At 67.8% G+C, this 15,573-nt stretch carries 11 protein-coding genes; 7 read left to right on the top strand and 4 right to left on the bottom strand.

Going from position 1 to position 15,573, the window contains the following annotated elements; genetic code table 11:
- Positions 1-99: 99 nt before the first annotated feature.
- The 4 genes from ACFT9I_RS36450 to ACFT9I_RS36435 all read right to left on the bottom strand — a co-directional run bounded on the left by ACFT9I_RS36450 (position 100) and on the right by ACFT9I_RS36435 (position 4,088).
- Positions 100-960 carry a succinate dehydrogenase/fumarate reductase iron-sulfur subunit gene (locus ACFT9I_RS36450; protein ID WP_382571664.1) on the bottom strand — a complete coding sequence of 287 codons (861 nt, stop codon included), beginning with the start codon at positions 958-960 and terminating at the stop codon, positions 100-102.
- Positions 957-2,882: a fumarate reductase/succinate dehydrogenase flavoprotein subunit gene (locus ACFT9I_RS36445; protein WP_382571663.1), complete on the bottom strand. Its 1,926-nt coding sequence runs from the start codon at positions 2,880-2,882 to the stop codon at positions 957-959. The genes ACFT9I_RS36450 and ACFT9I_RS36445 overlap by 4 nt, the downstream gene beginning before the upstream one ends.
- A 21-nt stretch (positions 2,883-2,903) precedes the next feature.
- On the bottom strand, positions 2,904-3,725 hold the full coding sequence (locus ACFT9I_RS36440; protein ID WP_382571661.1) for a hypothetical protein: 822 nt from the start codon (positions 3,723-3,725) through the stop codon (positions 2,904-2,906).
- Positions 3,726-3,848: 123 nt separating this feature from the next.
- Positions 3,849-4,088 (bottom strand): hypothetical protein, encoded by a 240-nt coding sequence (locus ACFT9I_RS36435; RefSeq protein ID WP_382571660.1) that lies wholly within the window; start codon positions 4,086-4,088, stop codon positions 3,849-3,851.
- Between the two features lie 321 nt (positions 4,089-4,409).
- Here ACFT9I_RS36435 and ACFT9I_RS36430 point away from each other — a divergent pair, with 321 nt between their 5' ends.
- The 7 genes from ACFT9I_RS36430 (at position 4,410) to ACFT9I_RS36400 (ending at position 15,572) form a co-directional block, all read left to right on the top strand.
- Positions 4,410-6,968, top strand: coding sequence for an ABC transporter family substrate-binding protein (locus ACFT9I_RS36430; RefSeq protein WP_382571659.1), 2,559 nt, complete (start codon positions 4,410-4,412; stop codon positions 6,966-6,968).
- A gap of 309 nt (positions 6,969-7,277) precedes the next feature.
- Positions 7,278-9,164 (top strand): translational GTPase TypA, encoded by a 1,887-nt coding sequence (gene typA / locus ACFT9I_RS36425; protein ID WP_382571657.1) that lies wholly within the window; start codon positions 7,278-7,280, stop codon positions 9,162-9,164.
- Positions 9,165-9,653: 489 nt separating this feature from the next.
- Positions 9,654-11,297, top strand: coding sequence for an ABC transporter substrate-binding protein (locus ACFT9I_RS36420; protein ID WP_382571655.1), 1,644 nt, complete (start codon positions 9,654-9,656; stop codon positions 11,295-11,297).
- Positions 11,298-11,446: 149 nt separating this feature from the next.
- On the top strand, positions 11,447-12,373 hold the full coding sequence (locus ACFT9I_RS36415; protein ID WP_382571653.1) for an ABC transporter permease: 927 nt from the start codon (positions 11,447-11,449) through the stop codon (positions 12,371-12,373).
- Positions 12,366-13,334 carry an ABC transporter permease gene (locus ACFT9I_RS36410; RefSeq protein WP_382571651.1) on the top strand — a complete coding sequence of 323 codons (969 nt, stop codon included), beginning with the start codon at positions 12,366-12,368 and terminating at the stop codon, positions 13,332-13,334. Before ACFT9I_RS36415 ends, ACFT9I_RS36410 begins: the two co-directional genes overlap by 8 nt.
- An 11-nt stretch (positions 13,335-13,345) precedes the next feature.
- A complete protein-coding gene (locus tag ACFT9I_RS36405; RefSeq protein WP_382571649.1) occupies positions 13,346-14,404 on the top strand; it encodes an ABC transporter ATP-binding protein in 1,059 nt (352 codons plus the stop codon).
- On the top strand, positions 14,397-15,572 hold the full coding sequence (locus tag ACFT9I_RS36400) for an ABC transporter ATP-binding protein (protein ID WP_382571647.1): 1,176 nt from the start codon (positions 14,397-14,399) through the stop codon (positions 15,570-15,572). Before ACFT9I_RS36405 ends, ACFT9I_RS36400 begins: the two co-directional genes overlap by 8 nt.
- The last annotated feature ends 1 nt before the right edge of the window (position 15,573 follow it).

Below are 15,573 nucleotides of genomic sequence, written 5' to 3'. Positions count from 1 at the left end.
GGCCGACCCGCGGCCCGTCCCGCGCCTGAGGACAGAAGACAGAGGACAGAGGGCTGAGAACAGAGAACCGGCCCCGGCCCTCAACCGGTCCCCGGTGCCTCAACTCGTCGTACGCCGCCGGATCTTGTTGCCCAGCCAGACCAACGGGTCGTACTTCTTGTCCACCACCCGCTCCTTCAGCGGGATCAGCGCGTTGTCCGTGATCTTGATCCCCTCGGGACAGACCTCCGTGCAGCACTTGGTGATGTTGCAGTAGCCGAGCCCGTGTTCGTCCTGCGCGGTCTGCTTCCGGTCCAGCCCGGTCTCCTCGGCCGCGTCCAGCGGGTGCATGTCCAGCTCCGCGACCCGCATCAGGAAGCGCGGCCCGGCGAACGAGGTCTTGTTCTCCTCGTGGTCCCGCACCACATGACAGGTGTCCTGGCACAGGAAGCACTCGATGCACTTACGGAACTCCTGCGAGCGTTCCACGTCGACCTGCTGCATCCGGTACTCGCCCGCGGCGACCCCGGGGGGCGGTACGAACGCCGGTACCTCCCGCGCCTTCTGGTAGTTGAAGGACACGTTCGTCACCAGGTCCCGGATGACGGGGAAGGCGCGCAGCGGGGTGACGGTGATCGTCTCCTCGCGGGTGAAGGTGGACATCCGCGTCATGCAGAGCAGCCGCGGCCGGCCGTTGATCTCCGCACTGCACGAACCGCACTTGCCCGCCTTGCAGTTCCAGCGCACCGCCAGGTCGGACGCCTGCGTCGCCTGGAGGCGGTGGATGATGTCGAGGACGACCTCGCCCTCGTTCACCTCGACGGCGAAGTCCTTCAGATCGCCGCCCTCGGCGTCGCCCCGCCAGACCTTGAACTTGGCTTCGTACGAGGTGGACGAGGCGCCGGAGGCAGCGGGCGCGGGCGCGGTGGACGCGTTGGACGAGGCGGATGTGCTCTGCGTCGGAGTCGTGCTGGCACTCACTCGTGGAGCTCCTCTTCGGCGAGGTACTTGACCAGCTCTTCCTTGTCGAAGAGGTCGAGCAGGTCGGGACGGATGGGCTCGGTCGTCTTCCTGGAGAGGCTGATCCGGCCGAGCGTGGGGTCCGCCGACGGGTCCCGTGCCGAATCGTTCAGCCGGCAGTGCAGATTGACCCGCCGCCAGTCGAGAGCCATGCCGGGCCAGTCCTCGCGGGTGTGACCGCCACGGCTCTCGGTGCGCTCCAGTGCCGACAGGGCGATGCACTCGCTGACCAGCAGCATGTTCCGCAGGTCGATCGCGAGGTGCCAGCCGGGGTTGAACTGCCGGTGGCCCTCCACCCCGGCGCGCGCCGCCCGCAGGCGCAGCTCGCCCAGCTTCTCCAGCGCCTGCTCCATCTCGCCCTCGCGCCTGATGATGCCGACGAGGTCGTTCATCGTCTGCTGGAGCTCCTGATGGACGCTGTACGGGTTCTCGGGCGCGCCGCCGCCTTCCGGCTCCTCGGCGCCGAACGGGCGCAGCGCCTCGGCGGCCGCCGCGTCGATCTGACCTTCGTCGATGGCCGGCCGGGTGGTGAGGCCCGCCGCGTACTCGGCGGCGTGCAGGCCGGCGCGCCGGCCGAAGACCAACAGGTCGGAGAGCGAGTTGCCACCCAGCCGGTTGGAGCCGTGCATCCCGCCCGCGACCTCGCCGGCCGCGTACAGACCGAGCACCCCGGGGGCGGCGGCGGACTCCGAGTCGACTGCGATGCCGCCCATCACGTAGTGACAGGTGGGGCCGACCTCCATCGCCTCCGCCGTGATGTCGACGTCCGCCAGTTCCTTGAACTGGTGGTACATCGAGGGCAGTCGGCGCTGGATGACCTCGGCCGGCATCCGGGTGGACACGTCCAGGTACACACCGCCGTGCGGCGTGCCCCGGCCCGCCTTGACCTCGGAGTTGATGGCACGGGCCACCTCGTCACGGGGCAGCAGTTCGGGCGGGCGCCGGTTGTTGTCCGGGTCGTCGTACCAGCGGTCGCCCTCCTCCTCGGACTCCGCGTACTTCTCCTTGAAGACGTCCGGGATGTAGTCGAACATGAACCGCTTGCCCTCGGAGTTGCGCAGCACCCCGCCGTCGCCACGCACCGACTCCGTGACGAGGATCCCCTTCACCGAGGGCGGCCAGACCATGCCCGTCGGGTGGAACTGCACGAACTCCATGTTCAGCAGCGGGGCACCGGCGAGCAGCGCCAGCGCGTGCCCGTCGCCCGTGTACTCCCACGAGTTCGACGTCACCTTGAAGGACTTGCCGATGCCGCCGGTCGCGAGGACGACGGCGGGTGCCTCCAGCACGAAGAAGCGGCCGGACTCGCGCTCGTAGCAGAACGTGCCCGAGACCTGCTCGCCCTCCTTCAGTACGGAGGTGACGGTGCACTCCTGGAAGACCTTCAACCGGGCTTCGTAGTCACCGAATTCGCGGAAGTCCTCCTGCTGGAGGGCGACGATCTTCTGCTGGAGCGTACGGATCAGCTCCAGGCCGGTCCGGTCGCCGACGTGCGCGAGACGTGGATACTCGTGCCCGCCGAAGTTGCGCTGGGAGATCTTCCCGTCCGCCGTGCGGTCGAAGAGCGCGCCCCAGGTCTCCAGCTCCCAGACCCGGTCCGGCGCTTCCTGTGCGTGCAGCTCCGCCATCCGCCACTGGTTGAGGAACTTCCCGCCGCGCATGGTGTCGCGGAAGTGGACCTGCCAGTTGTCCCCGGAGTTCACATTGCCCATGGAGGCGGCGATGCCGCCCTCGGCCATCACCGTATGGGCCTTGCCGAAGAGCGACTTGCAGATGACAGCGGTACGGGCGCCACGCTCTCGCGCCTCGATGGCGGCTCGCAGACCTGCTCCGCCCGCGCCCACCACCACGACGTCCCACTGCTCGCGTTCGAGTTGCGTCATTGCTGAAGGCTCTCCCTAGGACTAAAAGAGGCGCGGATCGTCGAAGACCCCGCTGGCGAGCAGATACACGTAGAAGTCGGCGAGGGCGACGCTGATCAAAGAGGCCCAGGCGAGCTGCATATGACGGTGATTCAGCTTCCCGACCCAGCTCCACAGCCGGTAGCGCACCGGATGCTTGGAGAAGTGCTTCAGCTTGCCGCCCATGACATGGCGGCAGGAGTGGCAGGAGACGGTGTACGCCCAGATCAGCACGATGTTGATGACCATCAGGATCGTGCCGAGGCCCATGTGGCCCCACTCGTAGTCCGAGTTCCGGAAGGCGAGCACCGTGTCGTAGGTGAGGATGACCGCCACCAGCACGGCCGCGTAGAAGAAGTACCGGTGGATGTTCTGCAGGATCAGCGGGAAGCGCGTCTCACCGCTGTACTTCTTGTGCGGCTCGGCGACGGCGCAGGCGGGCGGCGACGCCCAGAAGCTCCGGTAATAGGCCTTGCGGTAGTAGTAGCAGGTCATCCGGAAGCCCAGCGGGAAGATCAGGATGATCAGCGCGGGCGAGATGCCCCACCAGCCGCCGAAGATCTCCAGGTTGGGGCCGCCCTTCATCGGCTCGCAATTCTCCGCCAGACAGGGCGAGTAGAACGGTGAGACGTACGGCGCCGCGTAGTAGTGGGCGTTCCCGAACGCGCGCCAGGACGAGTAGACGAGGAAGGCGAGCAGCCCGGCCGCCGTGGCGGCGGGCGCCAGCCACCAGCGGTCGGTCCGCAGATGGCGGGCGGTGATGGCGGCACGCGATGTGTCGTGCACGCCCGTATTCAGTTGGGGTCGTTCCGTGCCTGTTGCCAACGAAAACTCCGTATGGAGATGGAGTGGGATCAGGTGGGTGGGGGGTCGTAGGGCCGGTGCGATCGATGGTGGGCCGGTGCGTGCGGTGACGGGGAGCGTGGGGGCGAACGGAGCCGCGCCCGGCTAGGGCGCGCGCCGGTCCCGTAGGCCGAGCCCCTCGTCGTCGGAGTCCGTCCACAGCGCCGCGTTGTACGGCGCGTCCGGGATGGTGACCACATCCGTGCGGTCCTGGGGCGCGGGCCTGGACGGGGCGACCGGTACGGCTTCGTTCAGTCGGCCGACCGTCCGCTCCAGGTCCGCGACGCGTTGGACGAGCTCATCGATACGACGGTGGACTGCTGTCAGATCTTCCGGCTGGGACATGACGTGCCCTCACTTCCGCAGGGGAGCGATGCCATCGGTAATGCGCCTGCGAGTGTCGCTCCTCACATCCCCGCTTGTGAAGGGACGTGCAGGGATTCCCGGCGCATACCTGAGCCGTGCGCTCCGCGTCGTTGATGTCGCGCCCCGTTATTTTCGCCCCTCCGGCGGGCCTGTGTCCCGTTCCTTGCTAGGCCGTTCGGGTGGGCTTCGCGCCCCGGGCCGCCGTGTCGCCGCGATCGTCGGGAATCGGTCCACTTCAGTGGGCGGGCAATAGGTGTGATCATCTCTAAATTCCACAAACAGGACGAAGAGGTAGAAGCCATGTCCCAGGTCGGCGCCCCACGCGGGAGGACATGCTCCCGGACCATCCGCTCCGTCGCTCTACTCACCACCGGCGTGCTCGCCCTGCCCGTGCTCGCCGCGTGCAGTTCGGGCGACGACGAGCGGAGCAAGGTCCCGGCCGCCGCCCAGGACGTCGGGCCGGCGGCGCGGGACCGGGTCGCCGACGGGGGGACGCTGCGCTGGGCGGTGGACACCGTGCCCACGACCCTCAACGCCTTCCAGGCGGACGCCGACGCCACGACGTCGCGCATCGCCGGAGCCGTACTGCCCGCACTCTTCACGCTCGACAAGACCGGCCGTCCGCAGCGCAACCCGGACTATCTGGAGTCCGCGAAGATCGTCGAGCGCGAGCCCAAGCAGGTCGTGCTCTACAAGCTCAACCAGCAGGCGGTGTGGAGCGACGGCCGCGAACTCGGCGCCGCCGACTTCGTGGCCCAGTGGCGCGCGCTGAGCGGCAAGGAGTCCGCGTACTGGACCGCGCGCAACGCCGGGTACGAGCGCATCCAGAAGATCGAGCGCGGCGCGAACGACCTTGAGGTCAGGGTCACCTTCAACAAGCCGTACGCCGACTGGAGGGCCCTCTTCAGCCCGCTGTACCCGAAGGACGTGATGGGGGCGCCGAATTCGTTCAACGACGGCGCGCGCGCCAAGCTCAAGGCCACGGCCGGGCCCTTCCAGCTCAAGGAGCTGGACCGCGCGGACCGCGAGATCACCCTCGTCCGCAACCCCCGCTGGTGGGGCGCGCGACCGAAGCTCGACACGATCGTCCTGAGCGCCGTGCCGCGCGAGAAGCGCGCCACCGCGCTCGCCGCGGGCACGCTCGACCTCGCCGAGATCGACAGCCCGGTGGCGTCGCGGATCGACCAGGCGGCCCGTGACAAGAAGAGGGGCGCCGGAGCGGGGCCGCAGGGAACCGGGCAGCGGTCCGGAACCGGACCGCAGGCGGCCGCCGGGTCGCAGTCCGGCGCGCACGGTCCCGGCGCCGAGATCACCCCCGCGTCGGCGATGCGCTCCTGGGCCCTGGCGAACGGCTCGGACGAGGAGAAGGCCGACGCCGCGCGGAAGTCCCGCGAGAGGACGACCGAGGCGATCGCGAAGTACGCCAAGGAGCAGCAGGGCCTCGGGGGCTATGTCGTACGGAAGTCCTTGGAGCCCGCCTTCACGCAGCTGGCGCTCAACGGCGAGACCGGACCGCTCGCCGACGAGCGGGTACGGCGCGCCGTGGCCCGCGCGCTCGACCGGAAGAAGCTGGCCGAGGCCGTACTGAAGCCGCTCGGCCTGCCGGCGAACCCGCCCGGCAGCCATCTGGCGCTGGCCGGACAGCACGCGTACGCCGACAGCAGCGACGCGCTCGGGGACCAGAACACGCGGGAGGCGCAGGCGCTCCTGGCCGACGCGGGCTGGACGCCCGGCGGCGCCCTGAAGAAGGACGACGGTACGAAGGCCGGGAGCGAGGCCGACGCCGACAAGAAGAAGGACAAGGACGACAAGGACAAGGACGCGGACGCCGAGAAGAGCGGCGAGGACAAGAAGAAGGACAAGGAGTCCGACTCGAAGGACTCGGAGTCGGGTTCGGATTCCGGTTCCGGTTCGGGCTCCGAGAGCGCCTCCGACGAGGGCGCGTACATCGTCGGTGACAACAAGCCCGGTCGCGGTGCCCCGCTCTCCGAGAGCGGCACCCGCGTCATCGCGCCGGCCCCCGCGGGCCGGGTCCAGTCGCTGGACGACGCGGACGTCAGCGCCCAGGACAGGCAGCCGGGCGGCATGGCCGGCGCGTACGCCCCGCGCGGCACGGCGGCACCGGCCTCCGGCTCGGCGTCCCCCTCCGGCTCCTCGTCGGCATCGGCCTCCGCTTCCCCCCTGCCCGGCCCGCTCGGCAAGGACGGCAAGCCCCTCACGCTCCGCTTCGTCCTTCCCTCCGGTCCCGGCTCCGAGCAGCTGCGTACGGTCGGCGAGAAGATCGCCCGCATGCTCGACCGCATCGGCATCCGTACGGAGATCACCAAGGTCGCCGACGCCAGCTACTTCAAGGACCACATCGCGTCGGGCGACTACGACCTCGCCCTTTACTCGTGGCCCGCGACCGCCTACCCGGCGACCGACGGCCGTCCGATCTACGCCAAGCCCGTCCCCGCCTCGGACGGCTCGCTGCTGGTGGAACAGAACTACACGCGCGTCGGTACGGACCACATCAACCAGCTCTTCGACCAGGCGGCCTCCGAGCTGGACGAGAAGGCGGCCCGCGATCTGCTCAGGCGGGCCGACGCGCGCATCTGGGCCGCTGCCGGGTCCATCCCCCTCTACCAGCGCCCGCAGCTCGTGGCGGCCAAGCCGGCCGTCGCGAACGCCGGTGCCTTCGCCTTCGCCGCCCCGCGCTACGAGGACATCGGTTTCAAGGACCCCGCCAGGAGCGGCCCGGAGCAGCCGGAGAAGTCCCCCGGCGCGAAGGAGATCGACAAGGGAGTCGACAAGGGCGTCGACAAGGGGAGCGTGCAGGAAAGCGCGGAGGAAAGCGCCGGGGAAAGCGACGAGCAGTAGAAGGACAGCGGTAGCACAGAAGAAGAAACGGAGAGAACCGGCAGGTCAGACCCTGAAAGCCGGACGATTCACTTGCCCGCCGGGCCCACCGGCGGGCAAGATCGTGTCCACCCCCTGACCCGGGCGATTCCACACCCCGCAGCACACCCCCGCAGCACATCCCCAGCACCCCCGCCTCTTATCGGATCGGGCCCGGAAGCCCCGGCAGCGCCAGCCCCGTACGATGGGGTACGGCCGTGGCGTGTCCGCCCGGCAGGCGTACGAGGAAAACAACGCCGCATCCCACGATCGAGAGAAGCGCCAGCCAGCATGCCCACGCGCCACGACATCCGTAACGTCGCCATCGTCGCCCACGTCGACCATGGCAAGACCACTCTGGTCGACGCCATGCTGAAGCAGGCCGGCGCCTTCGCCGCGCACGCCGCCGAGCACCTCGACGACCGGATGATGGACTCGAACGACCTGGAGCGTGAGAAGGGCATCACGATCCTCGCCAAGAACACGGCGGTGAAGTACCACCCCAAGGAGGGCGGTACAGGTGACATCCCGAACCTGGTCACGATCAACATCATCGACACCCCCGGCCACGCCGACTTCGGCGGTGAGGTCGAGCGAGGCCTGTCGATGGTCGACGCGGTCGTCCTCCTCGTCGACGCCTCCGAGGGCCCGCTGCCGCAGACCCGTTTCGTGCTGCGCAAGGCCCTGTCGGCCAAGCTGCCGGTGATCCTGTGCATCAACAAGACGGACCGGCCCGACGCCCGTATCGCCGAGGTCGTCGACGAGACGTACGACCTCTTCCTCGACCTGGACGCGGACGAGGACCAGATCGAGTTCCCGATCGTCTACGCCTGCGCGCGTGACGGCGTCGCCTCGCTGACCAAGCCGGAGGACGGCACGGTCCCGGCCGACAGCACCAACCTGGAGCCGTTCTTCACCACGATCCTGGGCACCGTCCCGGCTCCGGTGTACGACGAGGACGCGCCGCTCCAGGCCCACGTCACCAACCTGGACGCCGACAACTTCCTCGGCCGTATCGCGCTGTGCCGCGTCGAGCAGGGCGAGCTGAAGAAGGGCCAGACCGTCACGTGGATCAAGCGTGACGGCACGATGTCCAACGTCCGTATCACCGAGCTGCTGATGACCGAGGCGCTCACCCGCAAGCCCGCCGAGAAGGCGGGCCCCGGCGACATCTGCGCCATCGCCGGTATCCCGGACATCATGATCGGCGAGACCCTGGCCGACCTGGACAACCCGATCGCGCTGCCGCTGATCACGGTGGACGAGCCGGCCATCTCGATGACCATCGGTACGAACACCTCGCCGCTCGTCGGCAAGGGCGGCAAGGGCCACAAGGTCACCGCCCGTCAGGTGAAGGACCGGCTGGACCGCGAGCTGATCGGTAACGTCTCGCTGCGCGTCCTGGACACCGAGCGCCCCGACACCTGGGAGGTGCAGGGCCGCGGCGAGCTGGCGCTGGCCATCCTGGTCGAGCAGATGCGCCGTGAGGGCTTCGAGCTGACGGTCGGCAAGCCCGAGGTCGTCACCAAGGACATCGACGGCAAGCTGCACGAGCCGATCGAGCGCATGACGATCGACTGCCCCGAGGAGCACCTGGGCGCGATCACGCAGCTCATGGCGACCCGCAAGGGCCGGATGGAGACCATGACCAACCACGGGTCCGGCTGGATCCGCATGGAGTGGATCGTGCCGTCCCGCGGACTCATCGGCTTCCGTACGGAGTTCCTCACCCAGACCCGCGGCACCGGCATCGCGCACTCGATCTTCGAGGGCCACGAGCCGTGGTTCGGCGAGCTGCGGACCCGTAACAACGGCTCGCTGGTCGCGGACCGTTCGGGCTCGGTGACCCCGTTCGCGATGGTCAACCTCCAGGAGCGCGGTGTCATCTTCACCGAGCCGGGCACCGAGGTGTACGAGGGCATGATCATCGGTGAGAACTCACGCGCCGACGACATGGACGTGAACATCACCAAGGAGAAGAAGCTCACCAACATGCGTGCGGCCTCCGCCGACACCACGGAGAACGTGGTGCCGCCGCGCAGGCTGTCGCTGGAGCAGTCCCTGGAGTTCTGCCGCGACGACGAGTGCATCGAGGTGACCCCGGAGACGGTCCGTATCCGCAAGGTCGTCCTGGACCAGAAGGAGCGTGGCCGCGCGGCCTCCCGCGCCAAGCGCTGACCCACCGGCTGACCCATCGGCAGGTGTACGTCCCCCGGCCCGGCCCGCGAGGTGCCGGGCCGGAGGTCTGAGGCCTGTCCGCCGGATCGGGGCCTACCCCCGCGCGGTGCCCGGACAGTAGGCTGTTTTGTCCGAGGTGGGGAATTCTGTCAACTCGTTTTCCATGCCGAAACGTCCGGATACCGGGTACCGCTCACCGGAAGCTGCGTTAACAGTCCGTTTCGCGGGTGTCTGTCTGTGCTTACTTTGTCCGGATTTCGGGCGTAGGTAGTGGGTCGATGTTGTCAAAACGAGACGCTGCAGGTGTGGTTTACGGGTCTGGCGTACTTAATAGTTGGCTCCATTGAGCTCGGGTCAATGGGTCATGCGCTGTGGGGAGCGCCGACTCACGAGCACACACACGGAGCACTGATCGACCGCCGTCAGGGGTGTCGGCGTAACGATCAGTGCCCATCTTGTTGTGACAAGTGGACTCATGAGGAGGAACCCATGCGCGGTGCCAAGAGCGCCAAGTGGGTCGCGGGCGCGATAGTTATCGCCCTGGCTGCGACCGCCTGTGGCGGCGGGGACAGCGACAGCGGCGACGACATGAAGGCGGGGAAGGCCGACCCGAATGGCATTCTGACCGCACAGCTCGGCGAGCCGCAGAACCCGCTGCAGCCGGCCAACGCCAAGGAGAGCCAGGGCAGTCGTGTCCTGAAGACCATCTTCTCCGGTCTCGTCGACTACGAGCCCGGCACCGGCGAGCTCAAGAACGTGAACGCCGAGTCGGTCACCCCGAACGACGACTCGTCCGTCTGGACCGTCAAGCTCAAGCCGGGCTGGAAGTTCCACGACGGCACCCCGGTCACCGCCGAGTCCTACGTGGACTCGTGGAACTGGTCGGCCAACGTCAAGAACAACCAGACGAACTCCAGCTGGTTCCAGGACATCAAGGGCTACGCGGACGTCCACCCCGAGAAGGGTGACCCGAAGTCCGAGGCGATGTCCGGTCTGAAGGTGGTCGACGAGAACACCTTCACGATCACGCTGACCAGCTCGGTCTCGTACTTCGCGTACAAGCTGGGTTACGACGTGTGGGCCCCGCTTCCCGAGTCGTTCTTCAAGGACCCGAAGGCCGCCGGCGAGAAGCCGATCGGCAACGGCCCCTACAAGTTCGTCTCGTGGGACCACAAGAAGCTGATCAAGGTCCGCAAGTTCGAGGACTACACCGGGCCGAACAAGGCCAAGAACGGTGGCATCGACTTCAAGAACTACACCACCGCCGACTCCGCCTACTCGGACCTGCGGTCGGACAACCTCGACTGGATCGAGCAGGTCCCGACCACGGCTCTCACGAGCTACAAGGACGACCTGGGCGACCGCGCGATCGACCAGGAGTACTCGGCCGTCCAGTCGATCGTCCCGGCGTTCTACACGGACCAGTTCAAGGACATCGACCCCAAGGTCATCCAGGGTCTGTCCATGGCGATCGACCGTGACACGATCACCAAGACCGTGCTGCACGGCACCCGGTCCCCGGCGGACTCGTACGTCGCCCGCGGTGTGCTCGGCTACAAGGCCGGCTCCCTCGGTGACGTCACGAAGTTCGACCCGGCCGCCGCCAAGAAGCTCATCGAAGAGGGCGGCGGCGTCCCCGGCAACAAGATCTCGATCCAGTTCAACGCCGACCAGGACCACAAGCCCTGGGTCGACGCGGTCTGCAACAGCATCCGCAAGAGCGTCGGTGTCGAGTGCACCGGTGACTCGAAGCCGGACTTCCAGGCCGACCTGAACGCGCGTGACAACAAGCAGGTCAAGTCCATGTACCGCGGTGGCTGGGTGCTCGACTACCCGGTCAACTCGAACTTCATGCGCGACCTGTACGGCACCACCGCCGCCGGTAACACCTCGGGCTACTCCAACAAGGAGTTCGACGACCTGTCCGCCGCGGCGGACAAGGCGGCGACGCTCGAGGAGACGGTGAAGATGTACCAGGACGCCGAGCAGCTCCTGAAGGCTGACATGCCTGCCATCCCGCTGTGGTTCTACAAGAACAACTCGGGTCAGTCCCGGAACGTATTCGGCAAGATCGTCTACGGCCAGGACGGCGACCCCATCTTCACCGACGTTCAGGTGAAGTCGAAGAAGTAGACAGCGGGACCGTAAGCCGGTGCCGCCGCTCCAGGGGGAGCGGCGGCACCGGCCCGGCCAAGGCCGAGGCCCCGGGAGACTCCACCCCATACCCCGTGGCGGAGAAAACTACGTAGGCCATCGCCGACCCCTCACGGCATGGAGGCATGATGGGGCGTTACGTCGCCAGGCGACTGCTCCAGATGATCCCGGTATTCATCGGGACCACTCTGATTATTTTCCTTATGGTCCACATCCTTCCCGGCGATCCGATCCGGGCGATGTGGGGTGACAAGGCGGCGGACCCCGCGCAGGTCGCCGCGCTACGTGCTGACTTCGGGCTCGACCAGCCCCTGTGGAAGCAGTACGTCGACTACATGTGGGGTCTCGTCCAGGGAGACTTCGGCAAGACGTTCGGTGGCCGCGAGGTCGCCGACGAGATGTCCGAGGCCTTCCCGGTGACGCTCCGGCTCACCATGGTGGCCCTGGTCATCGAGATCGTCATCGGTATCGGCCTCGGCGCCTGGGCGGGCCTGAAGGCCGGCAAGGCCGTCGACACCGGCGTACTGATCTTCACGCTCGTCGTCATCTCGATCCCGGTGTTCGTGCTCGGCTACCTCGCACGCTTCGTCCTCGCCGACGAACTGGGGTGGGTCGCGCCCAATGTGCAGGACTCCACGGACTACGCCCAGTTGTTCCTGCCAGGTTTCGTCCTGGCGATGCTGTCGATGGCGTACGTGGCACGGCTGACCCGCACGACGTTCGCCGAGAACCTGCGCGCCGACTACATGCGTACCGCGATGGCCAAGGGCCTGCCGCGACGCCGCATAGTCGGCGTCCACCTGCTGCGTAACTCGCTCATCCCGGTCGTCACGTTCCTCGGCACCGACGTCGGCGGCTTCATCGGCGGCGCGGTCATCACCGAGGGCATCTTCAACGTCCAGGGTGTCGGCAACCTGCTCTTCAAGGCGCTCCAAGGCCGTGAGGGCTCGACGATCGTCGGCGTGGTCACGGTCTTCGTGCTCATCATCCTTCTGATCAACCTGGTCGTCGACCTGCTGTACGCGGTCCTGGACCCGAGGATCCGGTATGCCTGACGTGACAAAGACCAAGACCGACGCGGCCACCGACGCCATCGCGCCGCCGGCGGCGGGCGCTCCCGAGACCGCGGCCGAAGGCCACAAGTCCCAGGGCAAGCCCCGCAGTCTGTGGGGCGACGCCTGGTACGACCTGCGGCACCGCCCGATGTTCTGGATCTCCTCGATCCTCCTGCTCTTCCTGATAGTCGTCGCCACCTTCCCGGGGCTGTTCACCAGCGTCGACCCGCGCGACGGCGACCTCACCAACCACTTCCTGACCAAGCCGGAGCTGGGCAGCTTCTTCCAGCCCGACTGGTTCGGCTACGACGGCCAGGGCCGTTCGATCTACGCGCGTGTCGTCTACGGGACGCGCGCCTCGATCCTGGTGGGTGTCGGCGTGACCGCGGCGGTGACGCTCATCGGCGGACTGCTCGGCATGCTGGCCGGCTACTTCGGCGGCTGGCTCGACTCGATCATCTCCCGTATCACCGACATCTTCTTCGGCATTCCCTTCCTGCTCGGCGCGATGGTCGTCCTGAACGCCTTCACCGAGCGCAAGGTGTACGTCGTGATCTTCGCCCTCGCCTTCCTGGGCTGGACGTCGATCTGCCGCGTGATGCGCGCGTCGGTGATCACCGCGAAGCAGGCGGACTACGTGACGGCCGCGCGCGCCCTCGGCGCGGGCACCAGGCGGATCCTCTTCCGTCATGTCCTGCCGAACGCCATGGCGCCGACCATCGTCGTCGCCACGATCGCGCTGGGTGGCTACATCTCGGCCGAGGCGACCCTGTCGTTCCTGGGTCTCGGTCTCGCCGACCCGACCATTTCCTGGGGCATCGACATCGCCCAGGGCAGCAAGGACATCAGGGACAACCCGCACGCCCTGTTCTTCCCGGCCGGAATGCTGAGCCTCACGGTCTTCGCGTTCATCATGCTGGGTGACGCCGTCCGCGACGCCCTCGACCCGAAGTTGCGCTGAGGAGGGCGTACGTGACCATCATCGAAGAAACCTCAAGTGTCCCGGCGCCCCGATCGGGCGACTCGGACACCACCCCACTGCTCGAAGTACGCGACCTCCACGTGGAGTTCCACACCCGGGACGGTGTCGCCAAGGCCGTCAACGGCGTGAACTACAGCGTGTCCTCGGGCGAGACCCTGGCCGTGCTCGGTGAGTCCGGCTCCGGCAAGTCCGTGACCGCGCAGGCGATCATGGGCATTCTCGACATGCCGCCCGGCTCCATCCCGCAGGGCCAGATCCTGTACCGCGGGCAGGACATGCTCACCATGAGCTACGAGGAGCGGCGGAAGATCCGCGGCCGGAAGATCGCGATGATCTTCCAGGACGCGCTCTCCTCGCTCAACCCCGTGCTCTCGGTGGGCTACCAGCTCGGCGAGATGTACCGGGTCCACGAGGGACTGTCCCGCAAGGCCGCCAAGGCCAAGGCCATCGAGCTGATGGAGCGGGTCAACATCCCGGCGGCGAAGGCGCGGGTCAACGACTACCCGCACCAGTTCTCCGGCGGTATGCGCCAGCGCATCATGATCGCGATGGCGCTCGCCCTGGAGCCCGACCTGATCATCGCGGACGAGCCCACGACCGCGCTCGACGTGACCGTCCAGGCCCAGGTGATGGACCTGCTCGCGGATCTGCAGAGCGAGTTCAACATGGGGCTGATCCTGATCACCCACGACCTCGGCGTCGTCGCCGACGTCGCGGACAAGATCGCGGTCATGTACGCGGGCCGGATCGTGGAGACCGCACCGGTGGGCGAGCTGTACAAGCGCCCGGCGCACCCGTACACACGTGGTCTGCTCGACTCCATCCCGCGGCTCGACCAGAAGGGGCAGGAGCTCTACGCGATCAAGGGCCTGCCGCCCAACCTGCTCAAGATTCCGGCCGGCTGCGCGTTCAACCCGCGCTGCCCGAAGGCGCAGGACATCTGCCGCACGGATGTCCCGGTCCTCGACCCGGTGACCGAGCAGGACGGCACCGAGCTGCCCGGCCGCGGCAGCGCGTGCCACTTCTGGAAGGAGACGATCCATGGCTGAGCCCAGCAAGACGGACGGGAACCCGACCGGGCCGGCGGACGCCACGTCCGCGGTCGTCACCCCCAACGTCACCAAGGTGGAGGAGGTCGACGCCCCCACCGAGTCGGCGGCGGTCGCCGCCATCGAGGCGCCGGCCGAGCGCGGGGAGCCGATCCTCCAGGTCCGCAACCTGGTCAAGCACTTCCCGCTGACCCAGGGCATCCTCTTCAAGCGCCAGGTCGGCGCGGTCAAGGCCGTGGACGGGGTCTCCTTCGACCTCTACCAGGGCGAGACGCTGGGCATCGTCGGCGAGTCGGGCTGTGGCAAGTCCACGGTCGCCCGGCTGCTGATGACGCTGGAGACGGCGACCGCGGGCGAGGTCTTCTACAAGGGCCAGGACATCACCCGGCTGTCCGGGCGGGCGCTCAAGGCGGTCCGCCGGAACATCCAGATGGTCTTCCAGGACCCGTACACCTCGCTGAACCCGCGTATGACGGTCGGCGACATCATCGGCGAGCCCTTCGACATCCACCCCGAGGTGGCGCCGAAGGGCAGCCGGCGGGGCAAGGTCCAGGACCTGCTCGACGTCGTGGGACTGAACCCGGAGTACATCAACAGGTACCCGCACCAGTTCTCCGGCGGCCAGCGCCAGCGCATCGGCATCGCACGCGGTCTCGCGCTCAACCCCGAGATCATCATCTGCGACGAGCCGGTCTCGGCGCTGGACGTGTCCGTGCAGGCACAGGTCATCAACCTGATGGAGAAGCTCCAGGACGAGTTCAACCTGTCCTACATCTTCATCGCGCACGACCTGTCGATCGTCCGGCACATCTCCGACCGGGTCGGTGTCATGTACCTCGGCAAGATGGCCGAGATCGGTACGGACACCCAGATCTACGACCACCCGACGCACCCCTACACCCAGGCGCTGCTGTCGGCGGTCCCGGTCCCCGACCCGGAGGCCCGCAGCGGCCGCGACCGGATCATCCTCTCCGGCGACGTGCCGTCCCCGGCGAACCCGCCGTCCGGCTGCCGCTTCCGTACCCGCTGCTGGAAGGCCCAGGAGAAGTGCGCCCAGGAGGTCCCGCTGCTGGCGATCCCCGAGCGCTTCGTCACCTCGACCACCCCGGCGGCGCACGAGTCGGCCTGCCACTTCGCCGAGGAGAAGAACGTCATCCACGCCGCATGAG

It is taken from the genome of Streptomyces sp. NPDC057137, assembly GCF_042670825.1.
Taxonomy (GTDB): domain Bacteria; phylum Actinomycetota; class Actinomycetes; order Streptomycetales; family Streptomycetaceae; genus Streptomyces.
This window is presented reverse-complemented; position numbering and strand designations above follow the sequence as displayed.

Excerpts from the sequence above, each read along its gene's own strand:
- ACFT9I_RS36445 (WP_382571663.1), bottom strand. The coding sequence starts at position 2,882 with ATGACGCAACTCGAACGCGAGCAGTGGGACGTCGTGGTGGTGGGCGCG.
- ACFT9I_RS36435 (WP_382571660.1), bottom strand. The coding sequence starts at position 4,088 with ATGTCCCAGCCGGAAGATCTGACAGCAGTCCACCGTCGTATCGATGAG.
- ACFT9I_RS36430 (WP_382571659.1), top strand. The coding sequence starts at position 4,410 with ATGTCCCAGGTCGGCGCCCCACGCGGGAGGACATGCTCCCGGACCATC.
- typA (WP_382571657.1), top strand. The coding sequence starts at position 7,278 with ATGCCCACGCGCCACGACATCCGTAACGTCGCCATCGTCGCCCACGTC.
- ACFT9I_RS36420 (WP_382571655.1), top strand. The coding sequence starts at position 9,654 with ATGCGCGGTGCCAAGAGCGCCAAGTGGGTCGCGGGCGCGATAGTTATC.
- ACFT9I_RS36415 (WP_382571653.1), top strand. The coding sequence starts at position 11,447 with ATGGGGCGTTACGTCGCCAGGCGACTGCTCCAGATGATCCCGGTATTC.
- ACFT9I_RS36410 (WP_382571651.1), top strand. The coding sequence starts at position 12,366 with ATGCCTGACGTGACAAAGACCAAGACCGACGCGGCCACCGACGCCATC.
- ACFT9I_RS36400 (WP_382571647.1), top strand. The coding sequence starts at position 14,397 with ATGGCTGAGCCCAGCAAGACGGACGGGAACCCGACCGGGCCGGCGGAC.